Annotated in this window: 19 protein-coding genes; 9 read left to right on the top strand and 10 right to left on the bottom strand. The window is 72.0% G+C overall.

Annotated features, from left to right (window positions below; translation table 11 throughout):
* Positions 1-92 precede the first annotated feature (92 nt).
* The 5 genes from ACFYNP_RS00530 to ACFYNP_RS00510 all read left to right on the top strand — a co-directional run bounded on the left by ACFYNP_RS00530 (position 93) and on the right by ACFYNP_RS00510 (position 5,123).
* Positions 93-1,709: a restriction endonuclease fold toxin-2 domain-containing protein gene (locus ACFYNP_RS00530; RefSeq protein ID WP_388781236.1), complete on the top strand. Its 1,617-nt coding sequence runs from the start codon at positions 93-95 to the stop codon at positions 1,707-1,709.
* Positions 1,710-1,727: 18 nt separating this feature from the next.
* On the top strand, positions 1,728-2,162 hold the full coding sequence (locus tag ACFYNP_RS00525; RefSeq protein WP_388781234.1) for a hypothetical protein: 435 nt from the start codon (positions 1,728-1,730) through the stop codon (positions 2,160-2,162).
* Positions 2,163-2,590: 428 nt separating this feature from the next.
* A complete protein-coding gene (locus ACFYNP_RS00520; protein WP_388781231.1) occupies positions 2,591-3,088 on the top strand; it encodes a hypothetical protein in 498 nt (165 codons plus the stop codon).
* 546 nt (positions 3,089-3,634) lie between these two features.
* Positions 3,635-4,264, top strand: a complete 630-nt coding sequence (locus ACFYNP_RS00515) for a DUF5994 family protein (RefSeq protein WP_388781228.1) — start codon at positions 3,635-3,637, stop codon at positions 4,262-4,264.
* 427 nt (positions 4,265-4,691) lie between these two features.
* Entirely contained in the window at positions 4,692-5,123 is a 432-nt protein-coding gene (locus ACFYNP_RS00510; RefSeq protein ID WP_388781226.1) for a DUF5994 family protein, read from the top strand.
* Positions 5,124-5,277: 154 nt separating this feature from the next.
* Here the strand turns inward: ACFYNP_RS00510 and ACFYNP_RS00505 are convergent, their stop codons facing one another.
* Complete coding sequence (locus tag ACFYNP_RS00505) at positions 5,278-6,537, bottom strand: MFS transporter (RefSeq protein ID WP_388781223.1); 1,260 nt, start codon at positions 6,535-6,537, stop codon at positions 5,278-5,280.
* 34 nt (positions 6,538-6,571) lie between these two features.
* Entirely contained in the window at positions 6,572-7,984 is a 1,413-nt protein-coding gene (locus ACFYNP_RS00500) for a GH1 family beta-glucosidase (RefSeq protein ID WP_388781220.1), read from the bottom strand.
* A gap of 319 nt (positions 7,985-8,303) precedes the next feature.
* On the opposite strand from ACFYNP_RS00500, the gene ACFYNP_RS00495 reads away from it, so the two are divergent.
* Positions 8,304-8,999 carry a histidine phosphatase family protein gene (locus ACFYNP_RS00495; protein WP_388781216.1) on the top strand — a complete coding sequence of 232 codons (696 nt, stop codon included), beginning with the start codon at positions 8,304-8,306 and terminating at the stop codon, positions 8,997-8,999.
* Between the two features lie 34 nt (positions 9,000-9,033).
* Here ACFYNP_RS00495 and ACFYNP_RS00490 read toward each other — a convergent pair whose 3' ends face one another.
* Positions 9,034-10,752, bottom strand: coding sequence for a bifunctional 3'-5' exonuclease/DNA polymerase (locus tag ACFYNP_RS00490; protein ID WP_388781213.1), 1,719 nt, complete (start codon positions 10,750-10,752; stop codon positions 9,034-9,036).
* A gap of 106 nt (positions 10,753-10,858) precedes the next feature.
* On the bottom strand, positions 10,859-12,487 hold the full coding sequence (locus tag ACFYNP_RS00485) for a LuxR C-terminal-related transcriptional regulator (protein ID WP_388781210.1): 1,629 nt from the start codon (positions 12,485-12,487) through the stop codon (positions 10,859-10,861).
* Positions 12,488-12,638: 151 nt separating this feature from the next.
* On the opposite strand from ACFYNP_RS00485, the gene ACFYNP_RS00480 reads away from it, so the two are divergent.
* Positions 12,639-13,547, top strand: coding sequence for an NADP-dependent oxidoreductase (locus tag ACFYNP_RS00480; RefSeq protein WP_388781207.1), 909 nt, complete (start codon positions 12,639-12,641; stop codon positions 13,545-13,547).
* On the opposite strand, the gene ACFYNP_RS00475 is transcribed toward ACFYNP_RS00480, so the two are convergent.
* A complete protein-coding gene (locus ACFYNP_RS00475) occupies positions 13,537-14,451 on the bottom strand; it encodes an AraC family transcriptional regulator (RefSeq protein WP_388781204.1) in 915 nt (304 codons plus the stop codon). The genes ACFYNP_RS00480 and ACFYNP_RS00475 overlap by 11 nt on opposite strands.
* A gap of 139 nt (positions 14,452-14,590) precedes the next feature.
* Between ACFYNP_RS00475 and ACFYNP_RS00470 the strand changes: the two genes are divergently transcribed.
* The gene (locus ACFYNP_RS00470) at positions 14,591-15,517 is read left to right on the top strand and encodes an MBL fold metallo-hydrolase (protein ID WP_388781202.1); all 927 of its coding nucleotides are present in this window, start codon (positions 14,591-14,593) and stop codon (positions 15,515-15,517) included.
* 100 nt (positions 15,518-15,617) lie between these two features.
* On the opposite strand, the gene ACFYNP_RS00465 is transcribed toward ACFYNP_RS00470, so the two are convergent.
* Complete coding sequence (locus tag ACFYNP_RS00465) at positions 15,618-16,298, bottom strand: GDSL-type esterase/lipase family protein (RefSeq protein ID WP_388781199.1); 681 nt, start codon at positions 16,296-16,298, stop codon at positions 15,618-15,620.
* A gap of 90 nt (positions 16,299-16,388) precedes the next feature.
* Here ACFYNP_RS00465 and ACFYNP_RS00460 point away from each other — a divergent pair, with 90 nt between their 5' ends.
* Positions 16,389-17,363 carry a WD40 repeat domain-containing protein gene (locus tag ACFYNP_RS00460; RefSeq protein ID WP_388781196.1) on the top strand — a complete coding sequence of 325 codons (975 nt, stop codon included), beginning with the start codon at positions 16,389-16,391 and terminating at the stop codon, positions 17,361-17,363.
* 104 nt (positions 17,364-17,467) lie between these two features.
* Here ACFYNP_RS00460 and ACFYNP_RS00455 read toward each other — a convergent pair whose 3' ends face one another.
* The 4 genes from ACFYNP_RS00455 to serC all read right to left on the bottom strand — a co-directional run bounded on the left by ACFYNP_RS00455 (position 17,468) and on the right by serC (position 21,424).
* Positions 17,468-18,127 carry a DUF4360 domain-containing protein gene (locus ACFYNP_RS00455; protein WP_388414509.1) on the bottom strand — a complete coding sequence of 220 codons (660 nt, stop codon included), beginning with the start codon at positions 18,125-18,127 and terminating at the stop codon, positions 17,468-17,470.
* 451 nt (positions 18,128-18,578) lie between these two features.
* The gene (locus ACFYNP_RS00450) at positions 18,579-19,238 is read right to left on the bottom strand and encodes a class F sortase (protein WP_388781193.1); all 660 of its coding nucleotides are present in this window, start codon (positions 19,236-19,238) and stop codon (positions 18,579-18,581) included.
* Positions 19,239-19,242: 4 nt separating this feature from the next.
* Entirely contained in the window at positions 19,243-19,974 is a 732-nt protein-coding gene (locus ACFYNP_RS00445) for a hypothetical protein (protein WP_388781191.1), read from the bottom strand.
* Positions 19,975-20,305: 331 nt separating this feature from the next.
* On the bottom strand, positions 20,306-21,424 hold the full coding sequence (serC, locus tag ACFYNP_RS00440) for a phosphoserine transaminase (RefSeq protein WP_388781189.1): 1,119 nt from the start codon (positions 21,422-21,424) through the stop codon (positions 20,306-20,308).
* Between the last annotated feature and the right edge of the window lie 506 nt (positions 21,425-21,930).

The raw sequence follows: 21,930 nt of genomic DNA, 5'->3' as shown, positions 1-21,930 counted from the left end.
CCGCTTGCATGAGCAAACCCCATCTGAGGTAGAACGGTTCTGCTACGTGGTGGCGCACGAGACTCGTCAACGGGGAGGCGAAGCTGATGGGGATGCCTGCCGATCTCGGCATGATCACCAAGGGCATGATCGGCGCGGCCATGGAGATGGTGAAGGCGGTGATGCCGGGCGCCCGTGACACCACCATCGCGCTCTTCCACGACCTGGACCGACAGAAGGGCATGGCGGGAGACGACGACGTCGGCCACGAGTTCGCGAAGGTTTACGAGTCCGCAGCCTCCACGACCCTCGACAAGATGGGTTTCAGCGCTCTGGTCATGAGCGAGACCGGCCGCGGCCTGATGCACACGGCACGCGAGTTCATGGCCAGGGAGAGCCACATTGCCTCGCAGATCCTGGGTCAGCAGGTTGACATGACCGACAGCATGGGCGACCCGTACGAGGACTGCAAGGAGAGCTTCCTCGGGCGTGGCCAGGAGCTTCAAGGGGTGGTCGGGGACACCTCATGGTTCGACCAGTACGCGCCAGGAGGCAGGAGCAGCCGGTTCCGGGGCTCTCCCGAGAAGCTCCGTGATGTCGCCGAGTCATGGCGCCGGGGCGGGAAGCTGATGGTGCGCTTTCTGGAGGATGCCCAGGCGTGCGCGCATACCGCGGACAAGGCCCACAGCGGCGAGGCCGCGGACACGTTCCGCAAGTACTTCAACAACTTCGTGGGCTTCGCCGCCCCGCCGGACAACGCGCATCCGGACGAGACCCTGGTCGCGAATCTGGTCGCTGCCTGCAGCCAGCTCGCGAAGGCGTGCGACCGCTACGCCGACCATGTCGAGGACGCGAAGAAGAAGATCCAGCAGCACGAACTGGACCCCTTTCACATGGACATGCCCTGGGACTCCCCGATGTTCGGTGGGAACGGGTACGACGGCGGGCTGAAGGACGCGGTCCTCGACGACCCCTGGATCCACAAGCTCGGCGACGTCGCCCACGCCCTCGACACCTCCGAAGCGCGGGTGGAGCTGCCCGACGGCTCGCACAACCAACCCTTGCTCCCCGGGCTGCCGCTCGTGCCCGGGCTGCTGCCGGAGGGCATTCCTGTGCTTGTCGCCTCCTATCAAGGCGGCGTGTCCGGCGTCATGCCCGCGCCGTACGTCAATCCCGACCCGAGCATCCCCATCAAGGACCCCGTGCCCCCGGTCCCGGGCACGACCCGCTTGCTGAGCATCGACGAGCGGAAGGAGTTCGTCTCCTTCGTCAACACCCTCAAACCGCTCGGCCTGGGCAGCAACGCGAAGGACCCCAATTCGCCTGAGAATGCCTACCAGTTGAGGACGGCCGGTTACCCCGAGCGCAAGATCCCGCTGCTGCCCACGTCCAAGCGCCCCTTCAAGGCGGCCGACGGCATGCGGCCCGTGGACGGCTACATGATCGACTCCAAGTACGTGAAGAACGACGGCAAGGACTGCTGGCGCAAGCCGGAGACCTTCGACCAGTTGGAAGACAACTACGGTGCCGACGGCAAGAAGAAGTGGAATAAAGGGTCCTTCTTCAAGGGCCTGGACGAGGGTGAACTCGGCCAGTACCGCGACGCCATGACCGCCCACAAGGAAATCCGTGGACTGTCGATCGTCACCAACGACAAGGACGCGGCGGCCTACTGGCAGACGCTCATGGCGCAACAGGGCGTCAAGGGCACCTCGCAGTACGTCCCGTAACCGAGAGGAAGCACCCCCGTGGATTTCGACGAGTACAACACCGCGTACCTCCTGTACGCGCCGGCGAAGAACCCGCAAGGGTGGAACCTGGACCTGTCCGCATTCGGCCAGGCGCTCGACGACGCCTTCCCGGAGGTGCGCTACCAGCAGGAAGAGGGGCACGCGGCCCGCCTGTCGTTCTGGGCCATGACCGCGGACGGCGAGGAGTTCGACGGATTCGCCGACAACGAATCCCGCGCCACGATCGCACTGAGCTCGACCACCGTCGACGAAGCCGCCACCTTCATCCTGTGGCTTCGCGACTCGTATCTCCCAGCACCCGACCTCATCCGCTTCAGCTCCGAACTCGCCTACGAGCGGGAGATCGACACCGACTGGCGAATCCCAGCCACCGGAGACCACGCGCGGATCGCAGACGAGATCAAGCACCACATCCAGGTCGTCGTCGGCTGACGGGCAACGCGACTACGGCGCCGAGCCTCGCGACCGCCTCATGCAGGTGGGCCTCAACCAGGGCCCGCCTGCCGGAGACCACCGCGACCACCGCCCCCACCCGCATCGCCGTGTTCATTGGCAGCGACTGACTTCGGAGTCAAAGGGCAGAAACGGAGGAGGCCCTCACCGTGCAGCGCGGTCCGGGTGCGCCGGTCTGTTCGGCGATGTCATCGCTGGTGCCCCCGACCTGGCGAACCTTGTCCTCGGTGAGCCAGATCCATGGTGCGCAACTTCCTTCGTGAACGGTCGCTGTGTTCTCCTCCTCGCCTGCGCTGCACCGCCAGGAGAGTAACCGGTACTAACGCGTAGACATGGCGACTAGTTGCGTGCCAGACTCGCCTACGGCGCCAGCCTTCGGCGCTAGCAGACAGTCGTGGGGAGAAGGAATGACGCAGGAAGCCCAGCCGCAGTTCGTCTCAGTTCCCGTACCGACTCAGTACGTCACGCAGGTGTACGCGTATCTCGCCGAGTTGACGGGAGCCACGGCTACTACTCCCCCCGTCTCCACGGTACCGCCGATGAATTCGCAGGACGGAGACCAGCTCCCCGTCGTCGAATGGACCGTGGAAGACTTCCGTCGACTGATGATCGAACCGCTGAGCTCGGTGCAGGTGATCGTCCGAGTCCTCGACCTTTTGGCCAAACAGCCCGACACCCGGGTCAGCTACACCTCTCTGGCGCAGCACCTGGACATGGAGAAGAGGAGCCTGCAGGGCAACCTGTCGGCATTCACTCGTGCCGTGCGTAAGCACTACCAGCGCCGCAACTGGCCGATGACGTGGGCTGAGGCGCCCACTAATGAGCCGGATCTGAAGTCGGAGTTCTACTACACGATGAACACGACAGTCGCCGAGCGCTGGCTACGTGCCCGCTCCCGAAGCTGATGCGAGGAGTGAGGCGGGGTGAGTTCATCTTGCTCCCCGCTTCCAGGTGATCGACATCGACATCCCGGACACTGGGAACTCTGGGGCAGTCCGATCGCACTCGCCAGAACATGGACTTGGACGTCGCTTTAGGTGGCAGCTGATCCGTCGCACTCCTCACCCAGCGGGCCCGCTGCTACGGTCACATCCATGACGCTCTCGGTTCCCACCGGCCGTGCTGTCGATCTGCGCTGTACAAGACCCCGCGGAGCCCCCGCCCCGGCGGGCCGAAGATCCGGATCTCCGGAACCATGGGGTTCGGACGGTTGAAGATCCGTCACGCCAGACGCTGAGGCCGGCCGAGCGGCGCGGCCAGGCACCGTACAGCGAACGCGGCCCGGGGCTCTTGCTGCTGGTGGCGGCTTCTCGCGGTCCGGCGGGCGGGTGGGGGAGTAGCCTGAGGCCTATCGAGGGCATTTCGCACACTGGCTGCCACGTCGGCGTCGTTCTCGGTGAGAGCGAATAACCCCGGGCCGCGTCCCGTCGGCCCGGAGACGGGTACGCGCCATGTCCGCGACCACCGACACCGGCCCCCCGCTCGATACCGGCCCCGGTCCCGAGATTCGCCCCGGTCCCGGCCCTGGCCCCGATGCCCGGGTGTCGCAGGGCGAGCCGCGGGCCGTTCGCCTCGCGCTGAAGGCCGGCGACGGATCCCGGGGCCTCCTCGACGGGGCCTGGTGGCCGTACTCCCGAGATCTGGCCGCCGAACTTCCCGCGCTCGTCGACGTGCTCGACCCCCTGTGGGGGCGGGTCACCCGGATCGCCGTGAACCCGCGGTACTGGCCCGTCGTTCCGCGCAAGGTGCCCGTACGCGGGCACGTGGTGAAGGTGGGCTGGTTCAAGGCCGAGCAGGACCCCCACAAGCTGCTTCTGCTCTCCAACACCGTTGGACGCTGGGACCTGTTGGTGATCCCGCCCGACACCCCCGCCGACTCGGCCGCCCGCCTCATGGCCGCCGCGAGCGATCCCGCGGGGCCGCCGCTGACCGCCAGTGCGCTCATGGCGGGCGAAACGGACCGGTTCGGCGCCGCTACGGGGGACGAGGCGGTGACGCCCCCGGCGCCGGGGGAGGCCGGGGGTGAGGCCCCCTCGGCCGGCGTCGCGGTCCCGGCCAGCCGTCTCATCATGGGGATGTGATCGGCTCATGGGGTTGCGATCGGTATGAGCAGCCCGGACCTGAGTGTCACCCTCCTGACTGTTCTGTTTGTTCTGCTTCTTCTGACCATGCGGCCTGTTCTGGTCGTCGGAGCGGCTCATACGATCCGGCGACCGCACGCCCAGCCCGAGCCCGCCCAACACCCCGAGCCCGCCCAACACCCCGCGCGCGACGATCGCCACCGGGGCCGCCCCGGTCCGTAGCGCGCGAACCAGTTCCCCGGGCCCCACTGCCCTACCCGCCGACTCCAACTCCCGCAGCCCTGGACCCCGGCCACCGTGCCGGGGTACCCGGGGCCCAAGCCGTGAGCCCTCACCCTGTCCACCTCCACCCCGACCGCATGGACGTACGCCGTGCCTGAACCCGGCAAGGCCCGGCACCACCGCCCGTACCGGAGGCACCGCCAACATGACCACGACACCGCTCCACTCCCTGCCGCCGGCCGCTCCGTCGCCAGGCCGCACGCACGCTGCGGCGCCCAACTCGGCGTCCGACTCGGCGTCCGGCTCGGCCCGGCTCCGGCTCACGCCGGGCGCAGGGGGACCGCAGCCCATCGACGGTGTCTGGTGGCCGCGTTCCGACGACCTGACCGCCGAACTCCCGCTCCTGGTACGAGCGTTGCCGCACAGCTGGCCACAGATCGCCCACGTCACCGTGAACTCCGCCATGTGGTCCGCCTTCCCCGGCCGGATCCTGCTCGCCAACCACGTCATCCAGCTGCACCGCGCCACCGCCCGGCACGCCCCCGACACCATCTGCCTGCTCGCCCCCGGCAGAGGCAGATGGGACCTGAGGGTCGTCCCGGCCAGTGCCGTCGGGGCCGACCGGCCGGCGGGCTGACCCCCGCCCCCACCCGGGAGTACGGTCACCCCCGTCTGACCCCCCGTACCCCCCGTACCCCCCGTACCGCCATACGCCTGCCCCTACCGCCAGACCGTCAGTGATCCGCTCACCGCACCGAACGGATCCCCCTCACCGCACCGAACGGACCCCCTCACCGCACCGAACGGATCCGCCCCACCAGCACCGACCCGGCCACCCCGACAGCCCCCGCCAGCGCGTACAGGACCCCGTACCCGCCGAGGTGGCTGACGACCGGGGCCGCGACGGCCGGGGCCAGGACCTGGGGCAGGGCGTTGGCCACGTTGATGACGCCCAGGTCCCGGCCCCGGTCGGCGGCGCTCGGCAGCACATCGGTGAGCAGCGCGAAGTCCACCGAGGTGTACACCCCGTACCCGACCCCGAGCACCAGCGAGGCCACCACCGCGCCGGTCCACGTCTGCCACACCGCCAGCAGCAGCGTCGCCGCCGAGATGACGAGCCCGGACCACACGACGAACACCTTGCGCCGCCCTGTACGGTCCGACCAGATGCCGCTGATCACCACCGTGCCGAGCAGCGTCACCGCGTCCAGGGCGGTCAGGATCAGCACGCCGGTGTCCGCGTCGCCCGCGTAGTGCACCGCGTCGGTCAGGTAGTACAGCAGGTACATCGTGCTGATGGAGTACGACAGGTTCATCAGGAAGCGGGTCAGCCATGCCCACCCGAAGTCCGGGAAGCGGCGGGGGTCGATCCAGAAGCCCCGTACGAACTCCCGCCAGTGGAAAGGTGGTTGGGTGCCGGCTTGCAGCGGGGCGTCCCTGCGCATCAGCACGTACGGGACGATCGCCAGGAGCGAGAAGGCCGCGCACGCCCCATAGCCGGCGGCGATGCCGCCCGCCGCCGTCGCCAGCGCCGTGCCCACCAGGATGCCGGCCACCTGCGACACGCCGAGCCAGCCGCCCACCAGGCCGCGCCGGCGGTGCGGCACCTGGTCCGGCACGGCGGCCGTCAACGCGGCGAACGAGGCGTTCAGAGCCAGCTGCACCAGGCACCAGCCCGCCGCCATCACCGCCACGTCCGGTGCCCACGCCAGGACCAGCAGCCCCGCGACCCCGCCCACGCCGCCCGTCACGACCCACGGGATGCGCCGCCCGACCCGTGCCGTCGTACGGTCGGACAGCGCGCCGAACACCGGGTTCGCCACCATCGAGACGGCGGCCCCAAGACCCGTCACCAGAGCCAGGGTTGAGGCCTTGTCGTCCGGGGTGAAGTGTTCGGCCTGGCGGGCCAGGAGCAGTTGCAGCGGCCCGAACCAGCCCACCCACACTCCCAGATTGGCCAGCGACAGCGCCCCCACCCAGCGCCCGCCGGGTTCCCCCGCCACGCCCCCCACGGGTGCGCCCAGGGCCTCGGCGCCGGGCTCCGCCGTCACCGGGCGTCCCCGTGGGGGGCTCCGCGGTCCGCCGTCACCGGGTGCCCGCGGCGGGGTCCGTACGGCTGCGGCTGTGCCGGATCACGTCCTGGTACCAGGCGTAGGAGTCCTTCGGCGTGCGCGTCAGCGTCTCGTAGTCGACGTGGACCAGGCCGAAGCGCTGCCGATACCCCTCCGCCCACTCGAAGTTGTCCAGGATCGACCAGATGAAGTAGCCGCGCACGTCGACACCCTCCGCCATCGCCCGGTGCAGGGCGCGCAGATGACCGTCGTGGTAGGCGATCCGCCGGGCATCGGGCACCCGGCCGCCGTTCGCCGGGTCGGGGGCGTCCCCGTACGAGCACCCGTTCTCGGTGATGATCAGCGGCGGAAGTGAATCGCCGTACCGGGTACGGAAGGTGAGCAGCAGCTCGTGCAGGCCGTCCGGGACCACCGGCCAGCCGAAGTCGGTGCGCTCGTGGCCCTCGATCTCGTGCAGACCGAAGGGCAGGTCCGGCGGCAGGTCGATTCCGGCGAGGCTGGTGAGGGCGTCCGGCTTCGGTGCGCCGACCAGGGCCGGGTTGTAGTAGTTGATCCCGTACCAGTCCAGCGGTGCCGAGATCATCCGCAGATCGTCGGCGACCGGGCCCGGCATCAACTCGGCCCATCCGTCGGGGTAGTTGCCCGTGAGGATCGGGTCGGCGAAGAGCCGGTTCATCAGTGTGTCGTACAGCTCGGCCGCCGCACGGTCCTCGTCGGTGTCCCCCGCCCGCCATACCGGGCTGTGCGAGGCGGCGATGCCGATCTCGCGCGCCCCGGCGGCACGCAGAGCTTCAACTCCCAAGCCATGCGCCAGTAGTTGGTGGTGGGCCACCGGCAACGCGTCGAAGATCAGCCGCTTGCCCGGGGCGTGTTCGCCGATCCCGTGACCGAGCAGGGTGACCTCGGCGGGCTCGTTGAGGGTGATCCAGCGCGGCACCCGGTCCCCGAGCCGCTCGGCGACGATCGAGGCGTACGAGGCGAACCGGTACGCCGTGTCCCGGTCGAGCCAGCCGCCGCCCTCCTCCAGGGCGAGCGGGGTGTCCCAGTGGAACAGGGTGGGCACGGGGGCGATCCCGGCGGCGCACAGTTCGTCGACCAGGCGGTCGTAGAAGTCCAGCCCCCGCTGATTGACCTGGCCCTTGCCGGATGGCTGCACTCGGGACCAGGAGATGGAGAACCGGTAGGCCCCAACGCCCAGTTGGGCCATCAGCGCGACGTCCTCGCGGTAACGGTGATAGTGATCGGTGGTGACCTTCGCGTGCGAGCCGTCCTTGATCCGGCCGGACTCGCGGGTGAACGCGTCCCAGACGGACGGCCCCCGCCCCTCGGCTTCCACCGCGCCCTCGATCTGGAACGCGGAGGTGGAGACCCCCCACAGGAAGTCGCGGGGGAAGGCGGGCAGCGGCGGCAGGGGCGGCGGCGTCATGGGGGAACTTTTGGGCCCGGGGGTGGGCGCTGTCAATGGAAAGTGAACAACTTTCATGTTTGGTTGGGGGGCGACGGAGAGTGCGGAACAGCGGAACAAGGGGCGGAACAGAACAAGGGGCGGAACAGAACAAGGGTGCGGAACCGATGGAGGCTGGGCGGCGTCACCATCCAGGCGCCGGCTGACAGATCGTGACGGTCGGATCCCGGCCGGCACACCTCAACGGTTTGATCCCAACGGGCTGATTCCAACGGTCAGGTCTCAGCAATCGGCAATCAGCTATCAGATGTCCACGTTCCAACCCCCGAGGAGCAGCGCCATGTCCCACCCCGCCACTCCGGCCGCCCCCGCCCCTACCCCCGCCCCCACACCCACGCCCACCGCCACCCGCTACCTCTATCTCGCCCGGCACGGTGACGCCGGGCACGAGGGGCCCGTGCTCAGTGAGGTCGGGCGGAGGCAGGCCGGGCTGCTCGGGCGGCGGCTCGCCGGGGTGCCGTGGGACGCCGTGCATCACGGGCCGCTGGGGCGGGCCGCCGAGACCGCGCGCCTTGTCGCCGCCGAGCTGGACGGTGTGGTGCCGCAGGAGGCGGAGTGGGCCGGGGACTACGTGCCGTACTGGCCGCAGCGGGCCGAACTCCCCGCCGCCCAGGCCGACGGCATCCTCGGCTTCCTCGGCGACCCGGAGCCGGGGGAGCGGGAAGCCGGGCCCCGGCTGGCGCGCGAGGCGACGGCTCAGTGCACCGGGCCCGTCGACGGGCCCGACCCGCGCCATGAACTGGTCATCACGCACAGCTTCCTGATCGGCTGGCTGGTGCGCGCCGCGCTCGACGCGCCCGCCTGGCGCTGGATCGGGCTCAACCCCGGCAACGCCGCCCTGACCGTCATCCGCTACGCCCCGCAACGGCCCGCGTCCGTGCTGCTCCTCAACGATATGGCGCATCTTCCGGCCGAGCTGAAGTGGACCGGGTTCCCGAAGCAGTACGCGGCCGAGTTCGGCGCGTACGCCGTGTGAGCCGGGGGTGGGGGGCACGGCGGACCCGGCGCGCTTACTTCGCGTCGGAGTAGCGCTCCACCACCGCCGTGGTGAAGGGGAAGCGGACCGGTGTGGTGCCGAAGGCGATGCGGCCGGCCAGTTCGCCGGCGTCGCGGATCGTCTTCGCCACGGTGTCGGCCTCCTCGGCGGGGCAGTGCACGATCACCTCGTCGTGCTGGAAGAAGACCAGCTCGGCCCGGAGCCCGGCCGTGCTGATCGCCTGGCGCAGGGCGGCGAGCAGCAGCAGGGCCCAGTCGGCGGCGCTGCCCTGCACCACGAAGTTGCGGGTGAAGCGGCCGCGTGCCCGGGCGTCGCTGGAGGCGTAACCCGGCGTGAACTCGCCTCCGGCGGAGCCGAGTTGACCCTCCGGTTCCTGGGGGATGCCCGCCTCGTCGGCCTCGGCGGCGCCCGCTGCGGGCGGGCTGGTCCGGCCGAGCCAGGTGCGGACGAGACGGCCCTCCTCGCCGGCCTTCGCCGCGTCGTCCACGTACGCCACGGCGAGCGGGAAACGTCTGCGCAGGGCGGCGAGGTTCTTCAGGCCGTCGCCCGAGGTCTGGCCGTAGATCGCGCCGAGCAGGGCGAGCTTGGCATGCTCGCGGTCACCGGAGAACGCCCGGTCGGACAGCGAGGTGTACAAGTCGCCGTCGTGTCCGGCCACTTCCATCAGGCCGGGGTCGCGGGAGATCGCGGCGAGCACCCTCGGTTCCATCTGGTCGGCGTCGGCGACCACCAGGCGCCAGCCCTCGTCGGCGACGACGGCCTGCCGTATCACCTTGGGGATCTGGAGGGCGCCCCCGCCGTTGGTCGTCCAGCGGCCGCTGACCGTGCCGCCCGGGGTGTACTCGGGGCGGAAGCGTCCCTCGCGCACCCAGTCCTGGAGCCAGCTCCAGCCGTGCGCGGTCCAGATCCGGTACAGCTTCTTGTACTCGATCAGGGGCTCCACGGCGGGGTGGTCGAGCTCGGCGAGCTCCCAGCGCCGCGTCGATCTGAGGCGGATGCCGGCCTCGCCGAACGCCTTCACCACATCGGCGGGCAGATCGGGTCTGACCCGCCGCCCGAACGCCGCCGACACCTGGTCGGCGAGCTCGGCAAGGCGGCGCGGCTCGCCGCCGGCCCCGGTGCGCGGGGAGCCGCTCGCGTAGCGCTCGCCGAGCAGGCCCTGGAGCAGGGCGCGGTGGACGTCGGCCCGCCACGGCAGGCCCGCCCGGTTCATCTCGGCGGCCACCAGCATCCCCGCCGACTCGGACGCGGTGAGCAGCCGCATCCTGCCGGGGTGCTCGGTGCGGTCATGGCGGCGCTGCTGGTCCGCGTACACCTCCAACAGTGCTTCGAAGGGCAGGCCCGTGCTGTGCTGGGGCTCGAAGAGGGAGGACTGCGAGCCCGGTTCGGCGGCCCTCGGGGGCGGGTCGGCCGGTACGGGGCGGTGGTGCAGGCGGGCCCAGGCGGCCGCCGCCGAGCGGGGCTCGCCGGACCGGCCCTCGTGGCCGAGCAGGAGCAGCTCGGCGTCCTCGATGTCGTAGCACCGCTCGACGCGGACGCCGGCGGCGAGCAGCCGGGGGTAGATCCCGGCGGTGGAGCGCCACACCCAGCGGCCGACTTCGGGGCGGCTCCGGACGGCCGCGACCAGGTCCGCCTCCTCGCGCACCGCGCCCAGGGGCAGCCCGTCGTCCCCGAGGGGGACGAGCCGTGCTCCGCCGCCCTCGGTCGCCTCGACGGCCCACCGTTCGTTCACGCGATCGAGTCTGGCACCCGCCACTGACATCGGCCCCGCGGCCGCCCCGGCGCGGCCGCCCGTGTCTGCCGCTGACACGGCGCGGCAGCGCGGCAGGCACTGCGGCTTAGGCCACCGCGTGCAGCATCGCCGCCGCCTCCCCGCGCGAGCTCACACCGAGCTTGGCCAGGATGTTCGCGACGTGGAACTTCACCGTCGACTCGCTGATGTGCAACTCCTGGGCGATGGTCCGGTTGCGGTGGCCCTGGGCGAGGTGGCCGAGCACCTCCGCCTCGCGCGGGTGCAACTCGGACAGCGGGTCCAGGCGCGGCCGGGGGGCGGTGCCGAGGGGCAGGGTCGCGGTGACCGTGGTGCCCCAGCCGGGCAGCGCGTCCACGGCGAGGGTGCCGCCGAGTGCGCCGAGGCGCTGGGCCACGCGATGGGTTTCGAGGGCCGCGCGCGGCAGCTTTCCGGGACCGTCGTCCCTTACGGACGCGGTCAGTTGGCAGTCGGCGAGCCGCCAGCGGACGTGGATGCGCCGCACCCCGTCCTGGCCGGCCATGGCGAGGACCACGGCGCGCACGGCGGCCCGGGCGAGGTGGGCGACGTCCGCCGCGACGGACGTCTCGGCGGTCTCCGCCTCCGGGGGCGTGCATTCGAGGGCGACCTCGCTGTGCCGGAGCAGCGGTTTGAGGGAGTCGGCGAGCCGGGCGAAGGCCTCGGCGGCCGATTCCTCGGTGAGTTCCTGATTGCGGTCGGCCTCGGCGCGCACCGCGACCAGGGCGGACACCGCGAGATCGACGGCGCGGGCGCGGGCCTCCCGGTCGTCCAGGCTCCTGCTGCGCAGCACGCCGAGCAGCGAGGTGAGCGCGGTCTCGTGGGCCTCGCCCAGCTCGGCGATCACCCGGGCCCGCTCCGCGGCGGTGGACCGGGACTGCACGAGGGCGCCCGGCACGGCCTCGGACGTGAGTCGGGCGCGATGCCCGGTCGCCAGGTCCCACAGCTGTTGCGCGAGCGCCGCGTCGGCGGCCGTGAGCAGGCCGCCGGGCGACTTGCGGACGAGGACGAGCAGCGGCGGCTGCCCGGCCATCGGCGCGGCCTCGCTCGCGAGCGCCAGCACGGCCCGCTCCTCGCCGCCGAACACGGCCGTGCCCTGCCAGGGGTGGCCGGGGGTGACGCGGGGGCCGAGCGTCTGGAGGTCGGCGACGGTGATCCGCGGGGCCGTCCCCATGTCTCCGTGCGCCCTGTGCACCTTGAACGGGGAGTGCGCGCACTGCCCCGACAGCTCGGCTGCGACCGTGTGTGCGACGAGCGGGGCGAGGGCCGCGGAGAGGGTCGGCAGGATCTCGTTGAGCGGCCCGCGCACCAGTTCCGCGGCCCGCGCGAGAACGGAGGCGGCGGACGCCGCCGTGCCCGTGCCGGGCGTCAGGCCTGCGCCGGGCGTCAGACCCGCGGCGGACGTCAGACCTGTGGCGGATGCCGTGCCCGTGATGCCGGACGCCGTGCCCGTAATGCCGGAAGCCACGCCGGTTGCGGGCCTGGTGCCGCCCGGGTCGGGCGCCGGACCCAGGGTGGTGGGCCCCGTGCCCGGGTCGGGCGCCGAACCCAGGGTGGTGAGCCCCGTGTGCCGCGCGTCCGTCGTGGTCGGGACGTCCGCGGGGGCGGGCGCGCCGGGGGTGGACGCGACAGGGGTGGGCGTGCGGGGGGCGGCCGGGGGCGTGCCGGGGGGTGGGGTGCGGCTCGTGCGGGGCTCCATCGCCCCAGCGTACGGTCGGCGCCTTCCCGCGTGCCTCGCCTTGTGGCCAGGTCGAACCGGCCGTAAGGCGGGCCGGGTTGGGGCGGGGGGCGGCGGAGGCTGGATTCACCACGGCGGCCACGACGTGGGGAGCGGAACGAGGAGTGCTGTGATGGAAGCGATCGTGTACGAGCGGTTCGGCGGCGTCGAGGTGCTGGCCCTGGGCCGGGCCGACAAGCCCCGGCCCGGCCCCGGCCAGGTCCGGGTGAAGGTGGTCGCGGCGGGCGTCAACCCCGTCGACTACCGCATCCGCAACGGCTGGATGCAGCACGCCTTCCCGGTGACCTTCCCGGCGATTCCTGGACTGGAGCTGGCGGGGATCGTGGATGAACTCGGCGCGGGGGTGACGGAGTTCGCGGTCGGCGACGAGGTGTTCGGGCACTCCGACACCGGCGCCTACGCCGAGTACGCGCTGGCCACCCATGTCGTGGCCAAGCCGGCCGGGCTGGGCTGGGAGCAGGCCGTCGCGCTGCCCGTCGCGGGCGAGACCTCCGAGCGGGTCCTGAACCAGCTCGAACTGACCGCGGGGGAGACCCTGTTGGTGCACGGCGCGGCGGGAGTCGTCGGCTCGGTCGGCGTGCAGCTCGCGGTGGCGCGGGGTGCGACCGTGATCGGAACGGCGTCCGCGGACAACCACGCCTTCCTGCGCGAGCTGGGCGCGATTGCGCTGGCGTACGGTCCCGGCCTGGTGGAGCGGGTGCGCGAGGTGGCACCGCAGGGCATCGACGCGGTGTACGACGCGGCCGGCAAGGACGCGCTGCCCGACTCCATCGAACTGCGCGGCGGCACCGCCACGCGCATCGTCACCATCGCCGACGCGAACGCCGCCGAGCACGGCGTCCCGTTCAGCGGTGAGGCGATGGCGGACCCCGTGCCCGTGTATACGGCCCATGCCCGGCTCGCCGTCGAGGGCAGGCTGCGCATCCGGCACGCCGAGACGTTCCCGCTGGCGCGGGCCGCCAAGGCCCTGGAGCTGAGCGAGGGCGGCCACACCCGGGGCAAGCTGGTCCTCACGCCGTGAGTCCGGCCCGGTAGCGCCCCGGCGTCGTGCCGTACTGCCTGCTGAAGGCGTGCGACAGGGCGTACGGGGTGCTGTAGCCGACCCTCGCCGCGATGGCGCCGAGCGCGTCCGGCGTGGTGCGAAGGAGCGCCGCGGCCCGGGTGAGGCGCCACCAGGTGAGGTACGCCATCGGGGCGCGGCCGACCAGGGCGGTGAAGCGGCGCGCCAACGTGGCACGGGACACGCCCACTTGGGCGGCGAGGCGCTGGTTGCTCCAGGGCGCCGCCGGATCCTCGTGCAGGGCGTGCAGGGCCGCCGCGACCACCGGGTCGTGCAGGGCGGCCGGCCAGCGCGAGGTGGTGCCGTCGGCCATCCAGGCCCGTACGAGATAGACGAGGAGCAGGTCGAGCAGGCTCGGCAGGGCGACCGCCGAGCCGGGGCGCGTCGAGTCGACCTCGCGGCCCAACAGGCTTATCGCGGCGCGCAGTTCGTCATGACGGCCGGCCCGGCCGGAGATGTGCACGACGTCCGGGAGGTCGGCCATGAGCGGGTGGGTGTGGCGCCGGTCGAGCCGGTACTTGCCGCACAGGAGCTCCGTGTCGCCGCTGCCCGTGGGGGAGTTGGTGTCCTTGGCCGTGCGGGCCCAGGCGGTGAAGCCGACGGCCCGGGCGAGGGTGGCGGGGGAGGCCGGACGGTCGGCGATGACGTGCCCGCCGCCGTGCGGGAGCAGTACGGCGTCGCCGGTGTCGAGGGCGAGGGCGGTGCCGTCGTCGGTCAGCATCCAGCAGCTTCCCGCCAGGACGACGTGGAAGCCCGCGCCCTCGTAGGCGTCGAGCCGCGCGCACCAACTGCCGCCCACGCGGAGCCTGGTGGAGGACGGGCGTCCCACCCGTACCGCCGAGATCGCATCGCTCACCAGGTCCATGCCGGGAGCCTAGCCGTCCCCTCCACCGAGCCGATGAGGCGTTCGCGTATTCAAGTGAGCCGGGAAAGCATTGAGGGGCTCACTGCGGGCTGCCTAGAGTCGAGCCGGACGCACGCGTACGAGCGAAGGGCGGCGGGGCATGAGCGCGGGTAGGGGAATGGGCATCGGGACGGGCAACAGCATCACCCTGGGCGAGGTCGAGATCATCAGGGTCGTGGAGTGGGAGGGCGCCTTCGGGTCCGCCCGCACGATCGTGCCCGGGGCCGGGATCGAGACGTGGGAGGCGAACGAGGAACTGCTCGCGCCGGACTTCTGGGAGCGCGACAGCGACCGGTGGATCGGGGCGCTCCAGACCTGGGTGCTGCGCAGCGGCGGGCGGACCGTCCTGGTGGACACCAACGTCGGCAACGGCCGCGAGCGGCCCAGCATGCCGATGTTCCACCACCGGAACACCGATTTCCTGGGCCAGTTGGCGGCCGCAGGGGTGCGGGCCGAGGACGTCGATGTGGTCGTCAACACCCATCTGCACGCCGACCACGTCGGCTGGAACACGGTGGGGCGGGGGCCCGGCACATGGGTGCCCGCGTTCCCGAACGCCACCTACCTGATGCCGGCCGCCGACCACGCCCACTTCGACCCGGCGAACGGGCGGCCCCTGCGGCCGGACGACGTGGCCCTGTTCGAGGACAGTGTGGCGCCGGTGGTGGCGGCCGGGCAGGCCGTGCTGTGGGAGGGCGAGCACCGCATCGACGAGAACCTCGTCCTGGAGGCGGCTCCCGGACACACCCCCGGCTCGTCGGTGCTGCGGCTCGCATCCCGCGGCGAGCGGGCCGTGTTCGTCGGCGATCTGCTGCACAGCCCGGTGCAGATCGCCCACCCGTCCCACAACAGCTGCTTCTGCGAGGACGAGACCGGAGCCGCCGAGACCCGCCACCGCATCCTGGGCCGGGCCGCCGACGAGCGCGAACTGGTCGTCCCGGCCCACTTCGGCGGGCCCGGCGCCTTCGAAGTCCGGCGCGCGGCAGGCACGTTCGCGGTCCGCGGCTGGGCCGCCTACGGCGCGTAGTTGGGACCTGGGGCGTAGTTGGGACACGCCGCGTAGTCGGGACGCGGCGCGTAGTTGGGACATGGGGCGGCCTGCGTGCGCGGGCCGGAGACCGGGCGGCCTACGGCGCGTAGCGCCCGGCCAGCTCCCAGGCGCTGTGCAGGGCTTCCGCGAACGCGCCGGCCAGCTTGTGCTCGCCGCCGGGGCCCGGGTGCGTACCGTCGTAGGTGTCCCGGTGGATGTCGTACGTCTCCGGGACCGTGGCGAGCAGCAGCGGCGAGGCGGCCGTGCCGAGGTCGGCGACGGCCTTGGCGAGCAGCACGTTGAACCGGTCCACCTCGGCGGCGAACGGCGCGTCCTGTTCGGCCCGGATGTTCGGGATGACGGGCAGCGCCACGATCCGGATCCGCGGATTGGCCTCGCGGGCGCTCTCGACGAACGCGCGCACGTTGGCGGCGGTCTGGCCGGCGTCCGTGTAGAAGCCGAGGTCTATCAGGCCGAGCGAGACGAGCAGCACGTCGGCCCGGCTCTCGGCGACGGCCGGGCCGATCACCGGCGCCATGTGCAGCCAGCCCTCGCCCCAGCCCGCGAGGTGGCGGCGGGCGGCCGGCGGGAACTCGGGGGCGGCGTAGTCGTGCGAGACGGCGGCCCCGGCGGCCGGGTCGTACAGCGCGGAGCGCGGGCCGACGATCTCGTAGGGGCCGTCGAAGGACGCTTCGAGGTGGCGCCACATGCGGTAGCGCCAGGTGAAGTCGCCGGGGCATCCGATGGTCATGGAGTCGCCGACGAAGAGAAAACGCATGGGGGTCATCATTACCGATCGGTACGCCGTGCGGCGACGTGACGGTGGACACCCCGACGGGGTCCGGAGGAGGTTGTGGACACTGGGGGCATGCGTTCGCTGTGGAGGGTGTGCGGGGTGGCCGGGCTCGTTGTGGTGTGTGCGGCGGGGCCGGCCGTGGCCGACGACGGCGGGTTCACCATCAAGGACCCCCGGATCACGGAGTCCAGCGGCCTCGCCGCGAGCCGCGCCCATCCCGGCGTCTACTGGACGCACAACGACAGCGGCGACGGCCCGTACGTCTACGCCGTCGATGCGCGGACCGGGCGGACCGTCGCGCGGATCACGCTGGAGGGCGTCGGCCGCCCGCGCGATGTGGAGGCGATCTCGATCGGTCCCGACGGCGACCTGTACGTCGGCGACATCGGCGACAACCTCGACGGCTCCTGGAGCCACGTCTGGATCTACCGCTTCCACGAGCCCGCCCAGTTGAGGGACCAGACGGTGAAGGCCACGCAGTACACCGTCCAGTACGCCGACGGGCCGCGCAACGCCGAGGCGCTGATGGTCCACCCGAAGACCGGCCGGGTCTACATCGCCTCCAAACGCGAGAGCGGCGGTGGCCTCTACGAGGGACCGGCGAAACTGTCCGCCACCGGTACGAACGTCTTCCGCCGGGTCGGCGAGGTGCCCTGGGTGACCGACGGCGCGTTCTCTCCCGACGGGACGAAGCTGGCGCTGCGCGGGTACTTCGCGCTGGCCGAGTACGCCTGGAAGGGCGGCGCGGGAAACCCCCTCGGCGACTGGCACGCGGTACCGGGCACGCCCGTGCAGCAGCAGTCGGAATCGGTGACGTACACCCTCGACGGCAGCGCCCTGATGGTCGGCTCGGAGGGCGTCGACAGCGGGGTGGTGCGCGTCCCCCTCAAGGAGGACGGCGCCAAGTCGCCCTCGGCGGGCGGCGGTTCCACCCGTTCGGGTGGTGGCGCGGGCGACGGGAACTTCCTGCTCGGCGCGATGGTTCTGGCGGGCGCCACCGCGCTCGGCCTGGGCGCCAAGCGGATACTGCGGCGACGGGCCGGGTGACGGGGCGCGGGTGCGGGGCTCGGGTGCGGGGTTCGGGTGCGGGGTTCGGAGGGCCGGCGGGCCCGTACCGCGCGCGGTGGCGGTACGGGCCCGGGAGCGGCGGCTCAGCGCTGCTGCGGGCACTCCTTCCAGGCCAGGTGGTAGACGGTCTGGATGTCACCGTCGGTGGAGTCCATGGCGATGAAGCTGTTGGTCTTCGGGTCGGCGCTGCCGAGGCTCGCACGCAGTTCGGTGTTGATGTTGAAGTTGCGCTGTACGCCGCAGGGGGCCCACACCAACTGGCCCCAGTCGGTGGAGTCGGTGGCCTGCCAGTCGTCGCTGTAGGGGCCGTTGAACGGGTGCGTTCTGCTCGCGGTGTCGGGCGAACCCTGGAAGTAGTACGAGGCCTTCTGCGTGGCGCTCGCGCCCTTCTCCAGGTGGGCGAAGCCGCGGTAGTCGGCGCTCGCTACCGCGTAGGTGAAGCCGGAGGGGACGTGCACGATCAGGTTGAGCTGGCAGTTCTTGCGGAAGTCGGTCGGCTTGGCGCCGGCGCCCACCTGTGCCAGGTACTGGCTGTACGTGACGGTGAAGGCGGTGTTGTCCGGGGCGACGGCGACCGCGGCGGTGTTGATGGGGCAGCCCGAGCCGTTGACGGTCGCGACCTCGATCACGATCTTGTCGGGCGGCGCGACGATGGAGGAGGGTGCGGCCGGGGCCGCCTGGGTGAAGAGCGTGGAGGCGAGGAACGCCGCCGTCGCGCCGCCTGCGAGAAGTGCACCGGGCATGATGCTCCGATCGGTTGTCGGTGGCCTTGCGTGGATGTGGGGAGTCCAGCCGAGCGGCCATGCCCGCGATGCCGTCGAAACGCTTTCGGGGCGCCTTCGAAGAGACATAGTTGAGACATGGACATGTCAAACCTTCGGACCGGTCCGGCCGTGGTGCGGTGTGGTGCGGAGCGGTGTGGTGCGGTGTGGTGCATGCCGGATCGCTTTGGATGGTAGGGACCAACTCCCTGGTGGAATAGGGCAGTTATCGGCCGCGGGTAGGGGGAGGCGAGCGGGCGGCATACGGGCGTGCGGGCATGGCTTCGGGGCGCGGGGTGTCACCCGCGCCCCGCCGGCGCCCGCCGGGCCGCCGGGCCGTGCCCCACCGGATCACAAGGCGTTGGCCACCGGGCCACCGGGCCACCGGGTTTTGACCGCCGGGCTCCGGCCACCGGGCCCGTGCCCGTGCTCGTCAGGCCTTGCCGGTCAGGTGGGCGAAGACGACGACGTTGGAGTCCCAGTGGCGGTCCTTGGTGAGCGATCCGCCGCAGGTGATCAGGCGCAGCTCGGGCCGGCCGGTGGCGCCGTAGACCCGCTGGGTGGGGAACGCGTCCTTCTTGAACGTGTCCACCGAGTCGACGGCGAACACGGCGGTGCTGCCGTCCCTGCGGTGCACCTCGATCCGCTCGCCGTCCTTGAGCCGGCCCAGGTCGTGGAAGACCGCCTCGGGCGTCTCGGCCGTGTCCATGTGGCCCACGATCGTGGCCGGTCCGCGCTCGCCCGGCGTGGGGCCCTCCTTGTACCAGTCGGCCTCCTTGGGTCGGTCGAACGGCGGGGTCTGCATGGTGCCGTCCGCCGCCAGGCCGACCTCGCCCAGCGGGGCGTCCACCTTGATGTCCGGGATGCCTACGCGGTCCGGGACGGAGGCGGCGAGCGACGACACGGGGGTGACGTCCGCCACCGCGCGCGAGCCCGCCGTACCGTCGTCGCCCTTCGAGCAGCCGGTCGCGGCCAGGGTCACCGTGAGGGCGGCGGCCCCCGCCAGGGCGGCGACGCGGGCGCCCCGGCGGGACCGGGGGCGGGGGCGGGGGTCGCGGGCCGCCCGGCGGGGGGAGGGGATGCGGGCGGTCATGCGCTCAGTCCTGCTTCCTGCCGCGCCGGCTGAGCAGCCCCGCACCGCCGAGGGCGGTCGCGCCCATGCCGGTGATGCCGAGGGCGAGCGCCGAGTTCGTCGCGGAGTGGTCCTCGGGAACGGGCGCCAGACCGGTGTTCACACCGCCCTTGGGGGCCGTGTGGTGGCGCGGGGCCGTCGTGTCGTGGTGCGGGCCGGGCGGGGGCGTCCTGCCGTGGTCGTCGCCCTTGCCGTGCTGCTCGTCCTTGTGCCCGTCCTTGTGGTCGTCCTTCGGCTCGCCCACGGTGAACTTGACCGTGTCGAAGAGCTTGCCGTCGACGAACGCCTGGACGCCGAAGTAGTCGCGCGGGTAGTTGGCGACGGTCGCCGTGCCGTGCCACACCCCGGTCGCCTTCGCGTCCGGGGCCAGGTTCACCCGGCCGCCGAAGGCCTTGGACACGACGTACGCGGTGCCCTTGTGGCCGCTCTGCCGGATGGTGACCGTGATCTTGTCGCCGGGGCGGCCGGTGTCCGAGGACAGCGCCACACTCGGTGCGGCGGGCGTGGGCGTCGGGGAACCCGAGGGCGAGGCCGAGGAGCTGGGGGAGGCCGAGCCGGTCGGGGACGCGGAGTTGCCCGGGGATGCGGAGTTGCCCGGGGACGCCGACGCGGATCCGGCGGCGAACGCGGTGGCCGGAGCGGCGAGCGCGAGCGCCGAGGCTATGGCGACGGCGGAAGCGGTGAATGCCTTGCGCATAATCAAATCTCCCTGTTTGTCCGGCTGTTCACCGGATGCACCGATAAGGAGGTGACTGTGCGCGTTTTGGTTTCGCCGGTACGGGGGTGGCGGGCCGGCCCCGGCCGAAGGTCCCGGGCCGGAAAACGGCCGGGTCCCTGCGTCGATGACCTGCCCCATACGCCCGCTTTACTTCCATTTTTGGGACGTAGGTCCCGGCGCGGATCCCGGTATTCGGGCACCCAGGTCGCCTGGGCGCCGGACACGCGGAAGGGCCCGGCACCGAGATGGTGCCGGGCCCTCGTGCTCACGGTTGCGCGCTACCGGGTGTGCCGCGCCGGTCGCGGGATGCTCAGAGCTGCTCGATGACGTAGTCGACGCAGGCCGTCAGGGCCTCGACGTCGGCCGGGTCGATCGCCGGGAACATGGCGATGCGCAGCTGGTTGCGGCCGAGCTTGCGGTACGGCTCGGTGTCGACGATGCCATTGGCGCGCAGCACCTTGGCGATCGCGGCGGCGTCGATGTCGTCCGCGAAGTCGATCGTGCCGATGACCTGCGAGCGCTTCGCCGGATCCGTGACGAAGGGGGAGGCGTGCTTGGACTCCTCGGCCCAGCCGTACAGGGCGCCCGAGGACGCGGCCGTACGGGCCGTCGACCAGGCGAGACCGCCCTGGCCGTTGATCCACTTCAGCTGCTCGTTGAGCAGGAACAGGGTGGACAGGGCGGGGGTGTTGTACGTCTGGTTCTTCAGCGAGTTGTCGATCGCGGTCGGCAGCGAGAAGAACTCGGGCACGTGACGGCCGCTCGCGTGGATGCGCTGGGCGCGCTCCAGGGCGGCGGGCGAGAACGCGGCGAGCCACAGGCCGCCGTCGGAGGCGAACGACTTCTGCGGGGCGAAGTAGTAGACGTCCGTCTCGGTGATGTCGACGGGCAGGCCGCCGGCGCCGGAGGTCGCGTCCACGAGGACCAGGGCGCCCTCGTCGGCGCCGGCCACGCGCTTGATCGGGGCGGCGACACCGGTCGAGGTCTCGTTGTGCGTGAACGCGTACACGTCCACGCCGGCCTCGGCCTTCGGGTCCGGGTGGGTGCCCGGGTCACTGCTGATCACGGTCGGCTCGGCCAGCCACGGGGCGAGCTTGGCCGCCTTGGCGAACTTCGACGAGAACTCGCCGAAGTTCAGGTGCTGGGACTTGTTCTCGATCAGGCCGTGCGTCGCGACGTCCCAGAACGCGGTGGAGCCGCCGTTGCCCAGGATCACCTCGTATCCCTCGGGGAGGGAGAAGAGGTCGCGGATGCCCTGGCGCACCTCGCCGACCAGGTTCTTGACCGGGGCCTGGCGGTGGGAGGTGCCGAGGAGGGAGGTGCCGGTGGCGGCCAGGGCGTCCAGCGCCTCCGTACGCACCTTGGAGGGGCCCGCGCCGAAACGGCCGTCGGCGGGCTTCATGTCAGCGGGAATCTGGATCTCAGCCACGTGGCGGAGCGTATCCGGTTCTGGCCCGCCCGGTCCCCCGGGTCCGCCCGGTGAGACGGCCCCGGCCCCGGCCCCCTGGGGCTGCGCCCCTGGCCCCGGGGGGTTTGCCCGCCCACCCGCCCGTGCGGCCGGGTTGATGGGTTCGGGCCCTGGGGCTGTGCCCCAGACCCCCTTTGAGGGGCTGTGCCCCTCGGACCCCCGCAGGGGGCTGCGCCCCCTGCACCCCCGGTTCGGGGCTCCGCCCCGGACCCCGTATCGCGCCTTAAGGGCGCTCGTCCTCAATCGCCGGACGGGCTGAAGTGCCCGATGCGGGCCCGTACCGAGGCATTCGGGGTCACCTACAGGGGCGCGGGGAACTGCGCGAACGGCCACGCACGGCCCGCAGACGAAAGCGGGGTTTTGGGGGCGCGGGGAACTGCGCGAGCAACCCCGCACGGTGCGAGGCCGACAGGGGGTTGGGGGCGCGGGGAACTGCGCGAACGGCCGCGCACGGTGCGCACCTGAAC

Source organism: Streptomyces sp. NPDC006691, from assembly GCF_042869955.1.
GTDB lineage: Bacteria > Actinomycetota > Actinomycetes > Streptomycetales > Streptomycetaceae > Streptomyces.
This window is presented reverse-complemented; position numbering and strand designations above follow the sequence as displayed.